The 19,731-nt window shown below is 34.3% G+C and carries 17 protein-coding genes and 1 riboswitch; of the genes, 13 read left to right on the plus strand and 4 right to left on the minus strand.

Annotated features, from left to right (window positions below; translation table 11 throughout):
- The first annotated feature begins 17 nt into the window (after positions 1–17).
- A complete protein-coding gene (locus BMX64_RS07675) occupies positions 18–344 on the plus strand; it encodes a hypothetical protein (protein WP_091169606.1) in 327 nt (108 codons plus the stop codon).
- 116 nt (positions 345–460) lie between these two features.
- Here BMX64_RS07675 and BMX64_RS07680 read toward each other — a convergent pair whose 3' ends face one another.
- The 4 genes from BMX64_RS07680 to BMX64_RS07695 are packed head-to-tail and all read right to left on the minus strand — an operon-like array spanning position 461 to position 6,658.
- Entirely contained in the window at positions 461–1,861 is a 1,401-nt protein-coding gene (locus BMX64_RS07680; RefSeq protein WP_091169610.1) for an efflux transporter outer membrane subunit, read from the minus strand.
- A complete protein-coding gene (locus tag BMX64_RS07685; protein ID WP_091169614.1) occupies positions 1,851–5,021 on the minus strand; it encodes an efflux RND transporter permease subunit in 3,171 nt (1,056 codons plus the stop codon). Before BMX64_RS07685 ends, BMX64_RS07680 begins: the two co-directional genes overlap by 11 nt.
- An 11-nt stretch (positions 5,022–5,032) precedes the next feature.
- Complete coding sequence (locus BMX64_RS07690; protein ID WP_091169618.1) at positions 5,033–6,142, minus strand: efflux RND transporter periplasmic adaptor subunit; 1,110 nt, start codon at positions 6,140–6,142, stop codon at positions 5,033–5,035.
- A gap of 27 nt (positions 6,143–6,169) precedes the next feature.
- Complete coding sequence (locus BMX64_RS07695) at positions 6,170–6,658, minus strand: GbsR/MarR family transcriptional regulator (RefSeq protein ID WP_091169622.1); 489 nt, start codon at positions 6,656–6,658, stop codon at positions 6,170–6,172.
- 255 nt (positions 6,659–6,913) lie between these two features.
- Between BMX64_RS07695 and BMX64_RS07700 the strand changes: the two genes are divergently transcribed.
- The 12 genes from BMX64_RS07700 to BMX64_RS07755 all read left to right on the plus strand — a co-directional run bounded on the left by BMX64_RS07700 (position 6,914) and on the right by BMX64_RS07755 (position 19,731).
- Positions 6,914–8,143 (plus strand): HD domain-containing protein, encoded by a 1,230-nt coding sequence (locus BMX64_RS07700; protein ID WP_091169626.1) that lies wholly within the window; start codon positions 6,914–6,916, stop codon positions 8,141–8,143.
- 40 nt (positions 8,144–8,183) lie between these two features.
- Positions 8,184–9,227 carry a UDP-3-O-(3-hydroxymyristoyl)glucosamine N-acyltransferase gene (gene lpxD / locus BMX64_RS07705; RefSeq protein WP_091169628.1) on the plus strand — a complete coding sequence of 348 codons (1,044 nt, stop codon included), beginning with the start codon at positions 8,184–8,186 and terminating at the stop codon, positions 9,225–9,227.
- Positions 9,220–10,608 carry a bifunctional UDP-3-O-[3-hydroxymyristoyl] N-acetylglucosamine deacetylase/3-hydroxyacyl-ACP dehydratase gene (locus BMX64_RS07710; RefSeq protein ID WP_091170160.1) on the plus strand — a complete coding sequence of 463 codons (1,389 nt, stop codon included), beginning with the start codon at positions 9,220–9,222 and terminating at the stop codon, positions 10,606–10,608. Before lpxD ends, BMX64_RS07710 begins: the two co-directional genes overlap by 8 nt.
- 86 nt (positions 10,609–10,694) lie before the next feature.
- Entirely contained in the window at positions 10,695–11,480 is a 786-nt protein-coding gene (lpxA, locus tag BMX64_RS07715; RefSeq protein WP_073351284.1) for an acyl-ACP--UDP-N-acetylglucosamine O-acyltransferase, read from the plus strand.
- 58 nt (positions 11,481–11,538) lie between these two features.
- Positions 11,539–12,105 carry an elongation factor P gene (gene efp, locus BMX64_RS07720; RefSeq protein ID WP_039108160.1) on the plus strand — a complete coding sequence of 189 codons (567 nt, stop codon included), beginning with the start codon at positions 11,539–11,541 and terminating at the stop codon, positions 12,103–12,105.
- Between the two features lie 68 nt (positions 12,106–12,173).
- A complete protein-coding gene (locus BMX64_RS07725) occupies positions 12,174–13,103 on the plus strand; it encodes a UDP-3-O-(3-hydroxymyristoyl)glucosamine N-acyltransferase (protein WP_091170164.1) in 930 nt (309 codons plus the stop codon).
- Position 13,104: 1 nt separating this feature from the next.
- A complete protein-coding gene (locus BMX64_RS07730) occupies positions 13,105–13,467 on the plus strand; it encodes a hypothetical protein (protein WP_091169631.1) in 363 nt (120 codons plus the stop codon).
- A gap of 94 nt (positions 13,468–13,561) precedes the next feature.
- Complete coding sequence (gene sucD, locus BMX64_RS07735) at positions 13,562–14,434, plus strand: succinate--CoA ligase subunit alpha (protein WP_035672307.1); 873 nt, start codon at positions 13,562–13,564, stop codon at positions 14,432–14,434.
- Positions 14,435–14,651: 217 nt separating this feature from the next.
- Positions 14,652–15,074, plus strand: coding sequence for a hypothetical protein (locus BMX64_RS07740; protein WP_091169635.1), 423 nt, complete (start codon positions 14,652–14,654; stop codon positions 15,072–15,074).
- Between the two features lie 125 nt (positions 15,075–15,199).
- Positions 15,200–15,296: riboswitch (SAM-I-IV-variant riboswitch) on the plus strand.
- Between the two features lie 54 nt (positions 15,297–15,350).
- Positions 15,351–16,673 (plus strand): Na+/H+ antiporter NhaC family protein, encoded by a 1,323-nt coding sequence (locus BMX64_RS07745; protein ID WP_091169639.1) that lies wholly within the window; start codon positions 15,351–15,353, stop codon positions 16,671–16,673.
- Between the two features lie 182 nt (positions 16,674–16,855).
- Positions 16,856–17,602 carry a 3-oxoacyl-[acyl-carrier-protein] reductase gene (gene fabG / locus BMX64_RS07750; RefSeq protein ID WP_091169642.1) on the plus strand — a complete coding sequence of 249 codons (747 nt, stop codon included), beginning with the start codon at positions 16,856–16,858 and terminating at the stop codon, positions 17,600–17,602.
- Positions 17,603–17,703: 101 nt separating this feature from the next.
- On the plus strand, positions 17,704–19,731 hold the full coding sequence (locus tag BMX64_RS07755) for a hypothetical protein (RefSeq protein WP_091169646.1): 2,028 nt from the start codon (positions 17,704–17,706) through the stop codon (positions 19,729–19,731).

The raw sequence follows: 19,731 nt of genomic DNA on the forward strand, positions 1-19,731 counted from the left end.
TCAACAAAAACTGCACTATGAAATTTACCACAATCAATCTTGGAGACAATAAAATTGAAGTTTTTAATTCTTTTATCGGAAGAGAAACTATCGTACTAAACGGAAAAGTAGTTTCGGAGAAAAATTCGATAACCGGAGCAACACACCATTTTAAAATGATTGAAAATGATCAAGAAGTAGCGTGTAAATTTATTTTGGGTTATGGACTAAACGGTGTGGTAATGAGTTTATACAAAGACAACAAACCAGTAATTGAGTCCGAAAAAAGTATGTTCTTTGGATTTGTATTTCTGACGCTTATTTGCTTTGGTTTTGTGTTTTTTTATAACGTAATTTTTCACTGAGAACGTTACTAATACCATTCAATACAATTGTAATTTAAAAGACAAAACCACTGCCGGTACAATAAGCAGTGGTTTTGAACAAACAGGAATCAATAATATTTAGTCAAGCAATCTCATTATTGCCAGCCACCTCCAAGGGCTCTGTACAATTGAATTATCGCTTTATATTGTTGGAATTTATTGTCTATCAAGCTTAGTTCGGCATTCAAAGCATTGTCTTTTACAGTCAAGACTTCTAAATAATTGGCTAAACCGTACGTCAATAATTCATCCGAATAATCAGTGGCTTTATTCAACGCATCGACTTGTTTTTCTCTAACGGTAAGTTTGTACGTCTCATTATTGTATTGTGCCAAAGCATCCGAAACTTCTTTTCCAGCGGTCAATAACGACTGCTCAAATTGAAGATAGGCTTTTTCCTGATTGGCTTTTGCAATTTCAAACCTTGTTTTAATTTGTCTTTGATTGAAAATAGGTTGCGTCAATCCCGTAATTACATTTGCAAAAATCGAATTGGCACTAAACCATTCTTTCAAATCAATACTCTGGAGCCCACCGGAAGCAGTAAGTTTCAGTGTTGGATAAAAATTACTTTTGGCAACATTAGTCTGTTCAAAATTTGAAATCAAGTTGTATTCAGCTGCAATCACGTCAGGTCTGTTTCGTAGCAAAGTTGCAGGAACACCAAGCGTAATTGTGGGTTGCATCGATTGTGACTCAAAAGTGCTTCTTTCAATTTTAGCAGAACCTTCACCCATAAGAATACTCATTGTATTTTCAAGAATGATGATGCTATTCTTTAAATCAGCGATGATAATTTCGGTAGCATATTTCTGTGCTTCAGTTTGCTTTACGCCAACTTCCGTTACATTACCGGCATCTTTTAATGCTATAATAGTTTCGATACTCTGGTTTCTGTTAACCAATGTTTTCTCCGCTAATTTTATTTGCGCATCAACAGAAAGCAATTGATAATACGTCGCAGCAATGTTAGCTATCAATTGTGTTTTTACCGCTTGGTTTGCAGCTGTTGTTTGAAGATAAGTGGCATTTGCAGCACGCTTGTTGCTTCTTATTTTTCCCCAAATATCAGCTTCCCAAGAAAGACTTCCTGTCAATTGATATTGATCGGTGCTTCTGTCTTGCAACAAAGCACCAAATTGGCTGTTTTTGGAAAGTTCTTGGTGCGTCCAATCGGCTCCTGCAGAAAGAGTAGGGAAGTACCCCGCTTTTCCTTGCTTCATGGTTGCTTCTGCCGCTGCAATATTTTGCATGGCAATTTTGATATCCAGATTATTTTCTAACCCTTTCTTTATATATCCCTGCAAAAGCGGATCCGTAAAAACATTGTCCCAAGCAACATTAGCAAATGAAGTGGTATCGGTTGAAACGATTTCGTTTCGATATAAATTTTCTGTTTTTAATTCCGGTCGTTTGTAATCTTTGGCTACAAAGCACGATTGCATTACCGTTGCCGTTACAACAAGTACTGCTATTTTATTTAAATTATTCTTCATTTTCTTCGTTTAAAAGTATAACATCAGATTCTTTTTCTCCGAATGGTTTTCCAGTAATTCTCTCCTGTAATCCTTGGAAGATGATAAACAAAATTGGGATTACAAATACTCCTAAAATGGTTCCAACTAACATTCCGCCAACAGCTCCCATACCGATGGAACGGTTACCAACAGCTCCAACTCCAGAAGCCAAAGCCAAAGGCAATAGACCAAATATGAAGGCAAGAGAAGTCATCAAAATAGGACGTAAACGCGCTTTTGCACCTTCAATTGCAGCTTGTGCAATATCCATTCCTTGTCGGCGTCGCTGGATGGCAAACTCAACAATCAGAATCGCATTTTTCGCTAATAGTCCTATAAGCATAATCAAGGCGACTTGGAAATAAATGTTGTTTTCCAATCCGGCTAATTTCACGAAACCAATCGCTCCGGCAATACCTACAGGTAGTGAAAGCAATACTGACAATGGCACTAAATAACTTTCATATTGCGCACTCAATAAGAAATAAACAAATATTAAACTTAATAAGAACACGCCAATCGCTTGGCTTCCAGCTAAAATCTCCTCACGAGTCATTCCGGAAAATTCATAGCTGTACGTCTTTGGCAAATGCTTTTCGGCAACTTCTTGAATGGCTTTTATAGCATCTCCAGTACTGTAACCCGGATTTGCTTTTCCGTTTACGTTTACCGCTTTCAACATGTTGAATCGGGCAACAGCTTCAGGGCCGTAGATTCTTTTTAAATCTATAAATTGGCTAATTGCTACTTGTTGACCAGCCGCATTTTTTACATAAATGTTATTAATGGAAGCTTCGGTCGCTCTATCAGACGGTTTTGCCTGAATCATCACACGGTATTGTTTACCAAATTTATTAAAATCTGTGGTGTACAATCCACCATAATAACCTTGCATCGTATTGAAAATGTCAGAAACAGTTACTCCCGCATCTTTGGCTCTTTCTACATTAATATCCATTTGGAATTGTGGGAAAGCGGCATTAAAATTGGTCTGCGCATACTGAATTTCGGGTCTTTTCATTAATTCGCCTAAAAATTCATTACTCACTTTACTCACTGTAGCCCAGTCATCATCACCTTTATCTTGGATTTTTAATTCGAAACCATCGGCTGAACCAAAACCTTGAACACTTGGAGGCGTAAAAAATAATGCTCTTGCATCTTTGAAATGAGCGGTTCTTCCAAACAGTTCTTTCACCACTGCATCCACAGATTGATTGGCTTCCTTACGGTATTTCCAGTCTTTTAGTTTGATTACCGTAAAGGCATAAGAACCTCCATTTACACTATTCAATAAACTGAATCCTACTACACTCATTCTAGCTTCCACAATATCCATTGAACCTAAAATAGTATCCAATTCTTTTACTGCTTTTTGGGTTTTCTCCAATGTTGTTCCGGGAGGAAGTGTTAAATCGGCCATGATAATTCCACGGTCTTCATTTGGAATAAATCCAGAAGGCGTAGTTTGGAATAATATGAAAGTGATTCCTGAAAATACAATTAAAGCAACAACAGTAATCCATTTTTTTCGTGCCAAGAATCCTAAAGACTTAACATATCTGTTATTCATTCGATCAAAACTGGTATTGAAAGCCAAGAAAAATCGATCTTTCAAATTGGCATTATGATGATCAGAATCTTTATGTGGTTTTAAAAACAAGGCACATAATGCAGGACTCAGCGTCAAAGCATTAATTGCAGAAATCAAAATTGCAATCGCTAAAGTAATCGCAAACTGTTGGTAAAATACTCCTGAAGGTCCGCTCAAGAATGACACCGGAATAAATACTGCCGCCATTACCATTGTGATTGAAATAATCGCACCCGTAATTTCGCTCATCGCTGAAAGGGTTGCTTCTTTTCCTGATTTTGCTCCTTCATCCAGTTTGGCGTGCACCGCCTCGACGACGACAATTGCATCATCGACGACAATTCCAATTGCTAGAATCATAGCAAACAAAGTCAACATATTAATGGAGAATCCAAACAATTGCAGGAAGAAAAAGGTACCAACAATAGCTACCGGAACTGCAATCGCAGGAATTAACGTAGAACGGAAATCTTGTAAAAAGATATACACTACAATAAATACCAGAATAAAAGCTTCTATTAATGTGGTGATTACTTTATCGATAGAAGCATCCAAAAATGTTTTACTATTAAATGGAATTACATAATCAACTCCTTTTGGGAAGTCTGGTTTTGTATCTTCCAAGATGGTCATTACTTCTTCAATAATATCTTGGGCATTCGAACCCGAAGTCTGGAACACACCTACAGCAACTCCTTGTTTTCCCATTGCGATATTCTTGGTTCCATAATTGAAACCGCCTAATTCAACAGTGGCAACATCTTTCAAGTGAAGGAAATTCCCGTTTCCAGTAGCTTTTATAACAATGTTTTCGTAATCCGTAATTTCAGAAAGTCGTCCTTTATATTTGATTACATATTCATAAACTCCTTCGGCATTTTCACCAAATTTCCCTGGCGCTGCTTCAACATTTTGTTCCAGTAAAGCGGCTTGAATTTCTTTTGGAGAAACATTATACGAAGCCATTTTTGCAGGATCAATCCAAATTCGCATCGAATAATCTTTGGCACCAAAAACATTTACTTGTCCAACACCTTTTACACGTTGTAATTTTGGAACCAAATTTATTTTGGCGTAATTCTGAATATAAGTCTCATCAAAGTCTTTGTTATTGGAATATAAAGCAAAGAACATCAAGGCACTCGTTTGACTTTTCAGGGTTGTAACCCCAGTTTGTACCACCGCTTGAGGCAATTTACTGGTAGCACGGGATACTCTATTTTGAACGTTTACCGCAGCAATATCCGGGTCAACACCCAGTTCAAAATAAACAGAGATTTTAGCAGAACCATCATTTGCTGCAGAGGAAGTCATATAGGTCATTCCTTCTACACCATTGATTTCTTCTTCCAATGGAATCACGACACTATTCAAAACAGTTTCTGCATTTGCTCCGGTATACGTAGCACTGACCTGAACCGTTGGAGGCGCGATTTCGGGGTATTGTTCAATGGGTAATGACATCAATCCTAAAACCCCCAAAATGGTTATTAGAATCGAAATTACTGTCGAAAGAACGGGTCTTTCAATAAAAGTTTTTAGCATCTTGTGAATTATTATTTAGCTGGAGTTGCTGTTAGTTGAATTTCATTTTTTGTTTGTTGAGGAACAATTGCAACATCATCTTTTAATTTTGATGCGCCTTCGATTACCACAACATCACCTTCTGCAAGACCTTCTGTCACAATAAAATTCAAATCGGCACTTCCGTTTGTAGTAATAATTCTGGATTTCACCTTATTTCCTTGACCCACAACAAAAATCATTTGTTTTCCTTGTACTTCAAAAACGGCATTTTGTGGAACCAGAATTACTTCTTTTTGAACAATTGGTAAACGGATAATCCCGCTGCTACCACTTCTTAGAATACTTTCAGGGTTTTTGAATTCTGCTCTGAATTGTGTTGTTCCGGTTTCTGGATTTACCAAACCGTTCATTGTTGCGATTTTTCCTTTTTGATCGTATTCAGAATTATCTACTAATAACAAGGAAACTTCTGGAACAGATTTTAGCTTTTCAGCTGTTGTAGCACCTTTGAAAGTCTTGTTGAAAAATAACAATTGCTTTTCATTCATTGAAAAATAAGCGCGTACAATCTTGGTATCAGAAACCGTTGTCAAAGGCATTTCGCTGGCTGAATTCACTAAACTTCCTTCACGAAAAGGCAAACTTCCGATAACGCCGTTAACGGGAGAAACGATAGTCCCAAAGCCAATATTTGCAGCAATACTTCCGTAAGCACTTCTGGCTTGAACTAATTTAGCTTTAGCAGTTTCCAGTTGAACATTACTGATGATTTTTCGGTCTACCAAAGGTTTTAATCGGTCTACTTCAACCTGAGCGGCTTTCACCATTGCTTTTGCGGCAGAAGCGTCCTGGTTTAAAGTTTGTGTTTCTAATTTGAAAAGCAATTGTCCTTTTCTCACAAGCTGCCCTTCATCAACATAGATTTTTTGGATAAATCCATTCACTTTTGGACGAATTTCTACATTTTGTTGTCCTTCAAGGTTGGCTGTATATTCTTGATACACAACTGCATCTTGTAAAGTAACGGTTTGAACCGGAAATGGGACTGCTGCTTGGGCCGGCATTTGCTGTTCTTCTTTTTTGCCACATGATGCTAAGATTAGCAAAGCAAATATTGAAAATATTGAAAGTTTTTTCATTTTTATAATTGGGTTTTGGATTTATATTTAGGTGTTTTTTCTTTCTATTTCTTTGAATTTGTCAATCGTTTTGATCAAAAGTTCCTCTACTTCGCAAACATGGGCTTTATAGGCTTTTACATTTTCCATATTGCATTGTTCTTCTGTACAAGAAATAGTTTGCTCTCTGTAGGTAATTAATTTGTCTATAATTTTTTTTTCAAAATCAAGGATTTTGATATAATTAGAAAGTCTTTCACTGAATGGAGAGGGCTTAAAATATTTTTTGCGATCACCGCATAAAGTATAATAATTTATTTTGTCCATTTTTAGAAGCAGATTCAAGTTGGTTGAAATGGAGCTTTTACTGGCACCCATTTTTTCGACTATCTCTTCAAATGTTAATCCGGTCTTGCAACCATCTATTATTAGTAATCCAAGAATCCTTGAACCTAGTGGCGGTAAATTATATAATAACTCAAAATGAATTCCGAACATCTCGATAAGTTCTTCTCTCTCTTTTTGTATTGCAGCCATGATTTTTTTTGCAAAAGTAAATTTAGTTCGTAATTTACCGAACTAAACGAACTTAAATTTATGTTAATTTATTTAACAAACTGTTTCTCTTGGTTTTGCTCCTTTAGAATAAAAGTCTGATGTTTCGTCATCAATTTCATTTTTTTTAGTTTGAAAGTTAGTTTGTAAAAAAATAGCAATGCTAATGAAAAAAACAAGCCGCTATTTTATGCAATCTAATTTGCATATATTTGTTGACCAAAAAATAAAGTTATAGTGAGTCAAATCAATAAGCTAAAAATATTCAATGATCCCATTTATGGGTTTATTACCATCCCCAATGCCTTAATTTATGATTTAATTCAGCATCCCTATTTTCAGCGCCTGCGACGTATTTCACAAATGGGATTATCATATTTAGTATATCCTGGAGCCAATCATACCCGTTTTCATCATGCGTTAGGTTGTATGCATTTAATGCAAAAAGCCGTCGATGCTTTGCGATTCAAAGGAATTCTTATATCTCAGGAGGAAGAAAATGCCTTATATATTGCTATTTTATTACACGATATTGGTCATGGCCCTTTTTCGCATGCCATGGAAAGAAGTATTGTTGAGGATGTGCACCATGAAGCCATTTCGTTATTGTTTATGAACCAATTGAATGTAGAATTTAAGGGGCAACTGACTTTAGCAATTCAGGTTTTTAAGGGAGAATATGACCGAAAATTTATGCTCCAGCTTATTTCCAGCCAATTGGATATGGATCGAATGGATTATTTGAAACGGGATAGTTTTTATTCCGGAGTTTCAGAAGGAAATGTCAATTCAGAGCGGTTAATTCAAATGATGAATGTAGTGGATGATGTTTTGGTTATTGAGGAAAAAGGGATTTATTCCGTTGAGAAGTTCTTGATGTCAAGACGCTTAATGTATTGGCAGGTTTATTTGCATAAAACCAGTTTGGTAGCGGAACTTATTTTGACAAAAATCTTAAAACGAGCAAAGGAATTAACCCAAAAAGGCGTTCATTTGCCATGTAGTGCACCGCTCTCTTTTTTTATGGAGAATAAAGTTACTATAGATACTTTTGACACATCAACATTAGATCTTTTTGCACAATTAGATGATTTTGACATTATAAGCGCTTTAAAATCTTGGCAAAAACAAGATGATTTTATATTGTCTTCACTGAGTAAAATGATAGTTAATAGAGATTTATTAAAAATAAAATTAACCAGCGAAAAAGTTACAGTAGAAGAATTACAGCCTTTGAAAGAACGATTTGCATTAGAGCATAATATTAGTTTATTGGAAACTAATTACTTTATATTTAAAGGAAAAATAAAAAATCAGGCATATAGTAAAGAAGCCGAGCCGATACGGATTTTGAATAAAGATAAAACAATTGAAGATGTTGTAGATGCCTCTGACCAATTGAATTTGAAATCATTATCTAAATTGGTAACTAAGTATTATATCTGTTTCCCAAAACAACTGTTATAAAAACACCATTTAAAATCTATTTTTTTATATTTTTGTCGCGATGAAATTTACAGCAGAACAAATAGCAGGGATTTTAGAAGGAGAAGTTGTTGGGAATCCCATGGCTGAAGTTTTCAGATTATCAAAAATCGAAGACGGTGCTGAGGGATCACTTACTTTTCTATCCAATCCTAAATACCTGAACTATATATATACTACAAAAGCCTCAGTAACAATTGTTAATGATACTTTTGTCCCGGAATTAAAATTAACCACTACACTGATAAAAGTACAAGATGCCTATGCGGCATTTTCTAAATTATTGGAATTTTACAATCAGGTTAAATTGAATAAAAGTGGAATAGAGCAACCTTCTTTTCTCTCTCAAAGTGTGAAATACGGAGATAATTTATATCTTGGTAGTTTTAGTTATGTGGGGCAGAATGTTGTTTTGGGTGAAAATGTAAAAATATATCCTAATTGTTTCGTTGGAGATAATGTGGTAATAGGGGATAATGTGGTATTATTCGCTGGCGCAAAAATCTATTCGGAAACTATAATTGGGAATAATTGTACCATTCATTCTGGAGCAATAATAGGTGCAGATGGTTTTGGTTTTGCACCAAATCCAGACGGAACATTCACTAAAATTCCACAAATAGGAAACGTAGTCATTGAAGATAATGTAGATATTGGTTCTTGTACTACAGTTGACAGAGCTACAATGGGGTCTACAATTATTAGAAAAGGAGTAAAGCTTGACAATCAAATTCAGATAGCTCATAATGTTGAGATTGGAGAGAATACCGTTATTGCTGCCCAAACGGGTGTTGCAGGTTCTACAAAAATTGGAAAAAACGGAATGATTGGCGGTCAGGTTGGGATTTCAGGGCATTTGACAATTGGTAATAATGTCCGAATTCAAGCGCAATCAGGTGTGGGAAGGAATATAAAAGATAATGAGATCTTGCAAGGAAGTCCTGCCTTTGGTTACAATAATTTTAGTAAATCGTATGTTCATTTTAAGAATTTACCAAAAATTGTTGCGGAAATTGAAGAATTAAAAAAAGAAATATTAAACCAAAAAAATGGAAAAAATGGTTAAACAGAAGACCATCAAAACAGAAATCTCACTAACTGGAGTTGGATTACACACAGGTAAAGAAGTGAAAATGACTTTTAAACCTGCTCCAGTCAATAATGGTTTTACTTTTGTTCGAGTAGATCTGGAGGGGCAACCTATTGTTGAAGCTGATGCAAATTATGTTGTAAATACACAAAGAGGTACCAATTTAGAAAAGCTTGGGGTGAAAATTCAAACGCCGGAACATGTTTTGGCGGCATTGATTGGTTGCGATTTAGATAATGTTATCATAGAACTAAATGCTTCGGAATTACCTATAATGGATGGTTCCTCTAAGTATTTTGTTCAAGCTCTGGAAAAAGCGGAAATCGAAGAACAAAATGCAAAAAGAAAAGTGTATGTAGTTAAAGAAGTAATTTCTTTTACTGACGAAGCATCAGGAAGCGAAATTTTAGTAATGCCAAGCGATCATTATTGTGTAACTGCAATGGTTGATTTTGGAACTAAAATTTTAGGAACTCAAAATGCAAACATGAAAAGTATTGCTGATTTTAAAACTGAAATATCAGAGTCTAGAACCTTCAGCTTTTTACACGAATTAGAATCGTTGTTAGAAAACGGTTTGATAAAAGGTGGTGATTTAAATAATGCAATTGTTTATGTAGATAAGGAAATATCTGAATCTACTATGGAAAATTTAAAAATTGCATTTGGAAAAGATGAATTGACAGTTAAACCTAATGGTATTTTAGATAATCTCACCTTGCATTATCCAAATGAAGCTGCAAGACACAAACTACTGGATGTGGTAGGTGATTTAGCTTTGATTGGAACAAGAATTCAGGGTAAAGTAATTGCCAATAAACCGGGGCATTTTGTGAATACGCAGTTTGCAAAAAAAATGGCAAAAATCATAAAAATAGAACAAAGAAATTATGTTCCTGTTTATGATTTGAACCAAGAACCATTAATGGATATTCATAAAATCATGGCGGTTCTGCCTCATAGACCACCATTTTTGTTGATTGACAGGATTATTGAAATGTCAGAAACGCATGTGGTAGGAATGAAAAATGTAACGATGAACGAAAATTTCTTTGTTGGTCATTTTCCAGAAGCACCAGTTATGCCGGGAGTTTTGATAGTAGAAGCAATGGCACAAACAGGAGGAATTCTAGTATTAAGTACTGTTCCTGATCCAGAAAATTATTTGACTTATTTTATGAAAATTGATAATGTCAAATTCAAACATAAAGTATTGCCTGGTGACACCTTAATTTTTAAATGTGATTTAATAACGCCAATCAGAAGAGGGATTTGTCACATGCAAGCAAATGCTTATGCAAATGGTAAACTAGTTGCTGAAGCGGAATTAATGGCGCAAATTGCAAAAAAACAATAGATTCAGATTAAAAACCAGAATTTATCATTTGAAAAAGATAAAATTCTGGTTTTATTCTGATAAAATATAAAAATAAAAAATAGCTGATGAATCAACCACTAGCCTATGTTCATCCAGGTGCTAAAATCGCCAAAAACGTTGTAATTGAGCCGTTTACAACTATTCATAACAATGTTGTTATTGGAGACGGTACTTGGATAGGATCCAATGTTACGATTATGGAAGGTGCAAGAATTGGAAAAAATTGTAATATATTCCCAGGAGCGGTTATCTCAGCAGTTCCACAAGATTTAAAGTTTGGCGGAGAAGATTCACTTGTGATTATTGGAGACAATTGTACCATTAGAGAATGTGTAACCATCAATAGAGGCACAATCGCTTCGGGACAAACTGTGATTGGTGATAACTGTTTAATTATGGCAACAGCACACATTGCTCATGATTGTCACGTAGGAAATAATGCTATTATTGTTAATGGTGTTCTTTTGGGAGGACATGTGACTATTGGTAATTATGCTATTGTTGGAGGATTGTCAGCTGTACATCAATTTATCAGTGTTGGAGACCATGCCATGATTTCAGGAGGTTCTTTACTTAGAAAAGATGTTCCACCATATACAAAAGCAGCAAAAGAACCTTTATCGTATGTTGGAATCAACTCGGTAGGATTGAGAAGAAGAGGTTTTACATCTGAAAAAATCAGGGAAATTCAAGATATTTATAGAATTTTATATCAAAAAAATTATAACGTTACTCAAGCTTTGGGGATTATTGAAGCAGAAATGGAAGCAACGCCTGAAAGAGACGAAATTATTGATTTTATCAGAAATTCATCAAGAGGAGTAATGAAAGGATATTCTGGGAACTACTAAAGATAAAGTAATTTCAGTAACTAAAAAATAAAAATAGTAATAAAAAATAAACAATATAATGGCATCTACATCAGATATTAAAAACGGATTGTGTATTAAATACAACAACGATATTTATAAAATCATTGAATTTCTTCACGTAAAACCAGGAAAAGGTCCTGCTTTTGTTAGAACAAAACTTAGAAGTTTGACTAACGGAAAAGTATTGGACAATACTTTTTCTGCAGGTCATAAAATCGAAGAAGTTAGAGTAGAAAATCATAAATTTCAGTTTTTATATCCAGAAGGTGATGATTTTCATTTTATGAATACAGAAACTTTCGAACAAATTACCTTAAACAAAAACATTCTTGATTCCCCGGATTTATTGAAAGAAGGTGAAAACGTAATGGTAAGTATCAATACAGAGACTGATTTACCTCTTTCCGTAGATATGCCAGCTTCAGTTATTCTTGAAGTTACTTATGCGGAGCCTGGAATCAAAGGAAATACAGCTACAAATGCAACTAAATCAGCAACTGTTGAAACGGGTGCAACTGTAAATGTCCCTTTGTTTATAAACGAAGGGGATAAAATTAAAATTGATACGACATCAGGTTCTTACATGGAACGTGTAAAAGAGTAGATTACAGTTTTCAGTATTCAGTTTGAAAATGAGCTGAATACTGAATATTGAAACCGAACATTAAATTTATGAAATTCCAAAAAGTTTATACTTTAGAAGAAATTGCGAGTATTATCGGCTGTGAATATGTTGGTGATAAAGATTTTCCAGTGACTGGAATGAATGAAATTCACGTTGTTGAATCTGGAGATATTGTTTTTGTAGATCATCCAAAATATTATGACAAGGCATTAAATTCTGCAGCTACGATTGTTTTAATCAATAAAAATGTAGCTTGTCCTGATGGAAAAGCGTTGCTGATTTCTGAAGATCCTTTTAGAGATTTCAATAAATTAACAAATTATTTCAAGCCATTTCAGTTCTCTAATGTTTCAATAGCTACTTCAGCTTCGATAGGTGAAGGTACTGTAATACAGCCTAATACATTTATTGGAAATCATGTTGTTATTGGGAAGAATTGCTTGATTCATTCTAATGTTTCCATTTATGATTATACCGTAATTGGAGATAATGTAATCATTCATGCCGGAACCATTCTGGGTGCGGATGCATTTTATTATAAGAAACGACCTGAAGGATATGATCAACTACTTTCCGGCGGAAGAGTGGTAATTAAAGATAATGTGGGAATAGGAGCGCTTTGTACAATTGATAAAGGAGTTACTGGTGATACCACTATTGGTGAAGGTACAAAAATTGACAATCAAGTGCATGTAGGTCATGACACCGTTATTGGCAAAAAATGTTTAATTGCTTCCCAAACTGGAATTGCAGGCTGTGTGATTATTGAAGACGAAGTTACTATTTGGGGACAAGTAGGAACGACCAGCGGAATAACAATAGGAGCTAAGGCAGTTATTCTGGGACAAACTGGTGTCACAAAATCTGTTGAAGGTGGGAAATCCTATTTTGGTACTCCAATAGAAGAATCAAGAGAAAAATTGAAACAACTGGCTAATATCAAGAAGATACCAGAAATTCTTAATAAACTAAAGTAATATGTCTGCTAAAGAAATCGTTCAGCAATTTTACAAATCAGATGCTCTCATTGATAGCGAAGTCATAAAAGATTTTTTGCATCCTGAAGTTATCGTTGAATGGAACAGTAGCAAAGGATTAGTTCAATTGAATTATGATTCTTTGGTAAGTTTATCCAATGATTTGAGCAAGGCGTATGTACGTTCTAAAGTTCGTATAAGTCATATTATTTCTGAAAATGATTTGATTTCAGTTCGCTATTCTCATTTTGTGAAAACGATTGAGAATCCAAGAGAAGAGATGTTGCTAGCACATTTTATTGTTATTTGGCAAATAAAAGACAATAAATTATTTCGAGGGTATCAAATGAGTCAATTATCATAATTTAGTGTCAAAAAACTGAATGCCGAAGATTGATTAGTGCTTACTATTTTATACTTTTGCATAACCATTTTAAAAACTACATAAAAAATATATCATGAGTGTTTTAGTTAATAAAGATTCCAAAATAATTGTTCAAGGTTTTACAGGAAGCGAAGGAACTTTCCATGCTTCTCAAATGATTGAGTACGGTACTAATGTTGTTGGTGGTGTAACTCCAGGAAAAGGTGGGACTACTCACTTAGATAGACCAGTTTTTAATACTGTAAAAGATGCTGTTGAACAAGCGGGTGCTGATACAACTATCATTTTTGTACCGCCGGCTTTTGCTGCAGATGCAATTATGGAAGCTGCAGATGCTGGAATAAAAGTAATTATTGCAATTACTGAAGGAATTCCTGTTGCTGACATGATAAAAGCAAATAGTTATGTTAAAGAAAGAAACGCAAGATTAATCGGTCCAAACTGTCCTGGAATTATTACTCCGGGTGAAGCTAAAGTTGGTATTATGCCAGGTTTTGTTTTCAAAAAAGGAACTGTTGGTATTGTTTCTAAATCTGGAACATTAACGTATGAAGCAGCTGACCAAGTTGTAAAACAAGGATTAGGAATCACTACTGCAATTGGTATTGGTGGAGACCCGATCATTGGGACTACTACAAAAGAAGCGGTCGAATTATTGATGAATGACCCAGAAACAGAATGTATCGTAATGATAGGTGAAATTGGTGGACAATTAGAAGCTGATGCTGCTCATTGGATTAAAGCTGATGGTAACCGTAAACCAGTTGTAGGTTTCATTGCAGGAGTTACTGCTCCTCCAGGACGTACAATGGGGCATGCTGGTGCAATCGTTGGAGGTTCTGATGATACTGCTGAAGCTAAGAAACAAATCATGAGAGAATGTGGAATTCACGTAGTAGATTCTCCAGCTGAAATTGGTAAAAAAGTAAAAGAAGTTTTAGGTTAATCTAAACTCTAATTAAATATTTCTAGAAGCCTCACAATTTGTGGGGCTTTTTTATTATTAATTGAATTAAAGAAATATCTTTGCACTTTATTAAATATTTCTGTTTTTACAGATTCAATTGTAATAAGAACAAACATAAACGAATGGTTTCTAATGGACCTCACGATTTTGTGGGGTATTTTTTTGTCGAAGCCAGTTCAAATTAAAATAAAATAATATGTACAAAGAGTTAAAAAATTTCAAAGTTACCAATCAGTTTTCATTCACTACAGAAGATAGTTTAGCAGAAGTTTGCAACGCATCAGAAGGTTCTGGAGTATTTTTAGTGTATTCAGTAGGTGATGAAAAAGAACTAATTATGGTTGGTTCTACTGGAACTGTTCAAAATAATGGAACTTTGAAAATTAAAAATGGTGGTTTGAACGATAAAATCGTTGAAGGACACCAATTTGCAAAAACAGGAAGAAAATATTCTTGGCCAGCACAAATGAAAATTGAAAATATCAGCACGCTAGAAGTAGTTTGGTATGAAACATTCAATGATGAAACTAAAGTGATTCCAACATTCGTAGAAGGACAAGTTTTACAAAACTTTCTTGACGAAAATGGAAGATTGCCAAAATGGAATGTAGCTTTCTAAAAGTTAACAACTGTTTTTCAATATCTTACTTATAATTGCGTCACATTTTTATGTGGCGCTTTTTTTGTTTTATTATTTTTTTGAATGAAATTCAAAATATTTCATAAATAATTAATTACTTTTGCACCCTTTATCACGAATCCTTCAATAGGATAGCAACCTGCAACAACAAGCAAGGTGCTAAAACGATAAGCCAAATCCTTTGGAAAAAATGTTGTTTACATTCCCATATTTAGCTTTGTTTTTCGTCATAATTTTTAATTTAAAATTATTTTTATGACTTTATTTTCTAAAGAAAAAGGAAATGCCTTTGCCTTAATTCCTTTATTTGTTTTTATTTTTACTTTTTTGGGAGCGGGAATTATTTTGAATGATTTTTATGCTTTCCCATCTCCAGTAGCTGTTTTAGTTGGTATAATCGCCGCTTTTTTATTATTCAAATCCTCAACTGAGGATAAAGTTGCTACACTAATCGCAGGTTGTGGCGAAAGTAAAATCATGACCATGTGTTTAATTTACTTGCTAGCGGGAGCGTTCGCAGTGGTAAGTAAAGCGATGGGCGGAGTTGACGCTGTGGTGAATCTTGGAATAAATACTATCGACGTTGCTTACTTTCCGTTAGGTATTTTCTTGATTGCTTCTTTTTTATCAACTGCTACAGGAACTTCAGTAGGTGCAATTGTAGCGATTGGTCCAATCGCTGTCGCATTAGCTGATAAAAGTGGTGCTTCATTACCGCTGATATCTGGCGCTTTATTAGGCGGTTCTATGTTGGGAGACAATCTTTCCATGATTTCTGATACGACCATCGCTTCAACGCAATCATTAGGATGTGATCTAAAAGACAAATTCAAAATTAACTTGTTTATTGCTTTTCCAGCTGCAGTTTTGACTATTCTGGTTTTCTTCTATCTTGGTTTAAACTCGGATATTGTGACCGTTGCTATTGCAAAAAACGATTTTTCTTGGATAGCAATTGTACCTTACATTTTAGTAATCGTATTGGCAGTCGTGGGTGTTAATGTATTTTCAACATTGCTAATCGGTACATTATTAGCTGGTATTATTGGATACTTTAGTGGTTCGTTTACGCTAATGGAATTCACTCAAAAAATATATGAAGGCTTTACCAGTATGACTGATATTTTCTTATTGTCAATGCTAACTGGAGGTTTAGCTGCCATGGTAGATAAAGCGGGTGGAATAACCTATTTATTAGTTCAAATTAAAAAAAGAATTAAAAGTAAAAAATCGGCTCAAGCGGGAATTGGCGCTATAGTAGGTTTTGCAAATTTAGCTATCGCCAACAACACGGTTTCTATTGTAATTACCGGACCGATTGCTAAAGAAATTAATGATGAGTACGAATTAAATCCTAAAAAAACGGCTGCAATTCTGGATATTTTTTCGTGTATAATTCAAGGGATTTTACCTTATGGCGCTCAAGTATTGCTTATATTGAGCTACGCTAACGGAAAATTAGATTTCTTTGACTTAATTAGTAATGCATGGTATCATTTATTTTTACTAGTTTTTACATTAGTGGCTATTTACAGTTCGTTCTGGGATAAATGGACAAAGCGTTTCTTTAAAATTTAAGAGTTGAATTTTGACTGTTATTGCTTTTGAATTTTTTTTAAAAAGGGAATTATTATATATTTGACGAGTGTAAGATAGCCCTGATAGCAGTGAAAATCCTTTTATGTAAGCGATAGCGGTCATAAAAGATTGAAGCGAATAGCAGGAATAGCTCCAAATAAAATTTAAACTAATTTTTGAATATGAAATTACTAGAAGGAAAAGTTGCCATAATTACTGGTGCGAGTCGAGGAATTGGAAAAGGAATTGCTGAAGTTTTTGCAAAACATGGTGCAAATGTAGCCTTTACTTATAGTTCATCAGTAGAATCTGCTTTGGCTCTTGAAAATGAATTGAATGCTCTTGGAATTAAAGCCAAAGGATACCAATCGAATGCTGCGGATTTTAATGAAGCGCAAACTCTTGTAGACGCGGTTTTGGCTGAATTTGGAACAGTTGATATTCTAATAAACAATGCCGGAATTACCAAAGACAATCTTTTGATGCGTATGTCTGAAGGCGATTTTGATCAAGTAATTGATGTTAATTTGAAATCGGTTTTTAATATGACTAAAGCCATTCAACGTACGTTCTTGAAGCAACGTTCTGGTTCAATTATCAATATGAGTTCTGTTGTGGGAGTAAAAGGAAATGCTGGACAAACGAATTATGCTGCTTCTAAAGCGGGAGTTATTGGTTTTTCTAAATCAGTAGCATTAGAATTAGGATCTCGTAACATTCGTTGTAATGTAATTGCTCCGGGTTTTATAGAAACGGAAATGACGGCTAAATTGAACGAAGATGTTGTGAAAGGGTGGAGAGACGGAATTCCCTTGAAACGTGGCGGAACGACTGAAGATGTTGCTAATGTATGTCTTTTCTTTGCTTCGGATATGAGCGCATATGTAACCGGACAGGTTATGAATGTTTGTGGAGGAATGCTTACTTAAAATTTAATTGAAAGATTGTAAAATTCAAAGATTTAAAGATTTTTGAATTGTGTAATTAATTTTTTAATCATTAAATCCTTCAATCTTTTAATAAAGAATAAATGACAACAAACACGCTACTATTATTACTGCTTTCTTTACTAATAGCTAGTGGTTTGTCGTTTTTTCACTATATCTACAAAGCCAAAAACAAATCGAAAGTCGGTTGGTTTTTGGCTTTTTTACGTTTTTTATCCATTTTTGGAATTTTATTGTTGTTGATTAATCCAATAGTAACTAAAAATACGCTCGAAACAGTTAAAACACCTTTGCCGATTGTTGTTGATAATTCGAGTTCTATTTCTTTTTTGAATGCCAATGAAAAAGTATTAGAATTGTATAAAAAAATACAATCAAACTCTGATTTACAAGAGAAATTTGATGTGCAATCGTATCAGTTCTCTGATGACTTTGAACCCACAGAAGCATTTGATTTTAAAGGAACTCAAACGAATATTGATGTTGTAGCCAAAAATCTAAAAAGTATTTATAAAAATACAACGTATCCAACGGTTTTAATTACGGATGGAAACCAAACTTCGGGTAATGATTATGTCTACAGTTTTGATTCTGTAAATAAAGTGTATCCAGTGATTGTAGGCGATACAACGACTTTTTTAGATTTCAAAATCAATCAACTGAACGTTAATAAATACGCTTTTCATAAGAATAAATTTCCTATAGAAGCTTTTTTACAGTATTTAGGAACCAAAAGTGTAACAGCTGATTTTGTAATTTCGCAAGGAAATTCGGTATTTAGTAGACAATCGATTACTTTTTCTCCTTCCAAGAAAACAGCAACTGTAAACATACTTTTACCGGCTGATAAAATAGGATTACAGATTTTTAAAGCTACAATTTTATCAAAAGAAAAAGAAAAAAACACGTATAATAATACTAAGAATTTTGCGGTTGAAGTCATTGATCAAAAAACAAATATTGCTATTGTATCAGCTATAAATCATCCTGATTTAGGGGCATTGAAAAGAGCAATTGAATCGAATGTACAGCGTAAAGTAACGATTGTTAAACCAAATGAAATCAAATTATTGCAAGATTATAATGTTTTGATTTTATATCAACCAACAACCGAGTTTAAAACTATTTTTGAGAATAATAAAGCTGCCGGAATTAATACGTTTATCATAACTGGAAACAACACCGATTTTAATTTTCTGAATCAGCAACAGGATAATTTGAACTTTAAAATGAGCGGACAAAAAGAAGATTATTTGTCGTTTTTTAATGAGCAGTTTAATTTATTTGCAACGGATAATATCGGGTTTGAAAATTTACCGCCTTTGCAAAATGCTTTTGGAACCATAACTGCAAAAGGTGCGGTGTCTGTTTTGCTTTCGTCCAAAATCAGAACTATAGATACGAATGCGCCTTTGTTGGCTTTTGCCGAAAATCAGGGGAAACGAGCCGCTTATCTTTTAGGAGAAAACAGTTGGAAATGGCGTTTGCAAACCCATGTCAACAATCAATCCTTTGAAAAATATGATGTTTTCATCGATAAGATTATTCAATTTTTGGCTTCTAATAATTCTAAAAAATCACTGGTGGTTGAACATGAAAGTTTCTATAATTCAGGTGAAGCTATTGAAATAACCGCTCAATTTTTTAATAAAAATTATGAGTTTGATGAAAAAGCCCGTTTGACAATTGCGGTAACAAATACAAAAACCAAGCAAACGAAAAATTACGATTTATTAAAAGGAAATAATTCCTATAAAGTCAATCTTGACGGATTGAAAGCGGGTTCTTATGCGTTTACAGTAAAAGAATTGAATTCTAAAACGACTTATTCCAGTAGTTTTGAAATTCTTGATTTTGATATAGAAAAGCAATTCGTTAATCCCGATGTTGAGAAATTGACACAATTAGCGACGCAGACACAAGGAAAAGTTTTTTTCCCAGACCAAGTTGATGTGTTGATTAAAACGTTTTTAGAAAATGAGGAATACAAAGCGATAGAGAAGAACATTATTACTAAAACTCCTTTAATTGATTGGATTTGGTTATTGGTTTTAATTTCAATTTTGCTCGCAACTGAATGGTTTGTTCGAAAATACAACGGATTACTGTAA

Source organism: Flavobacterium sinopsychrotolerans, from assembly GCF_900110375.1.
Lineage (GTDB): Bacteria > Bacteroidota > Bacteroidia > Flavobacteriales > Flavobacteriaceae > Flavobacterium > Flavobacterium sinopsychrotolerans.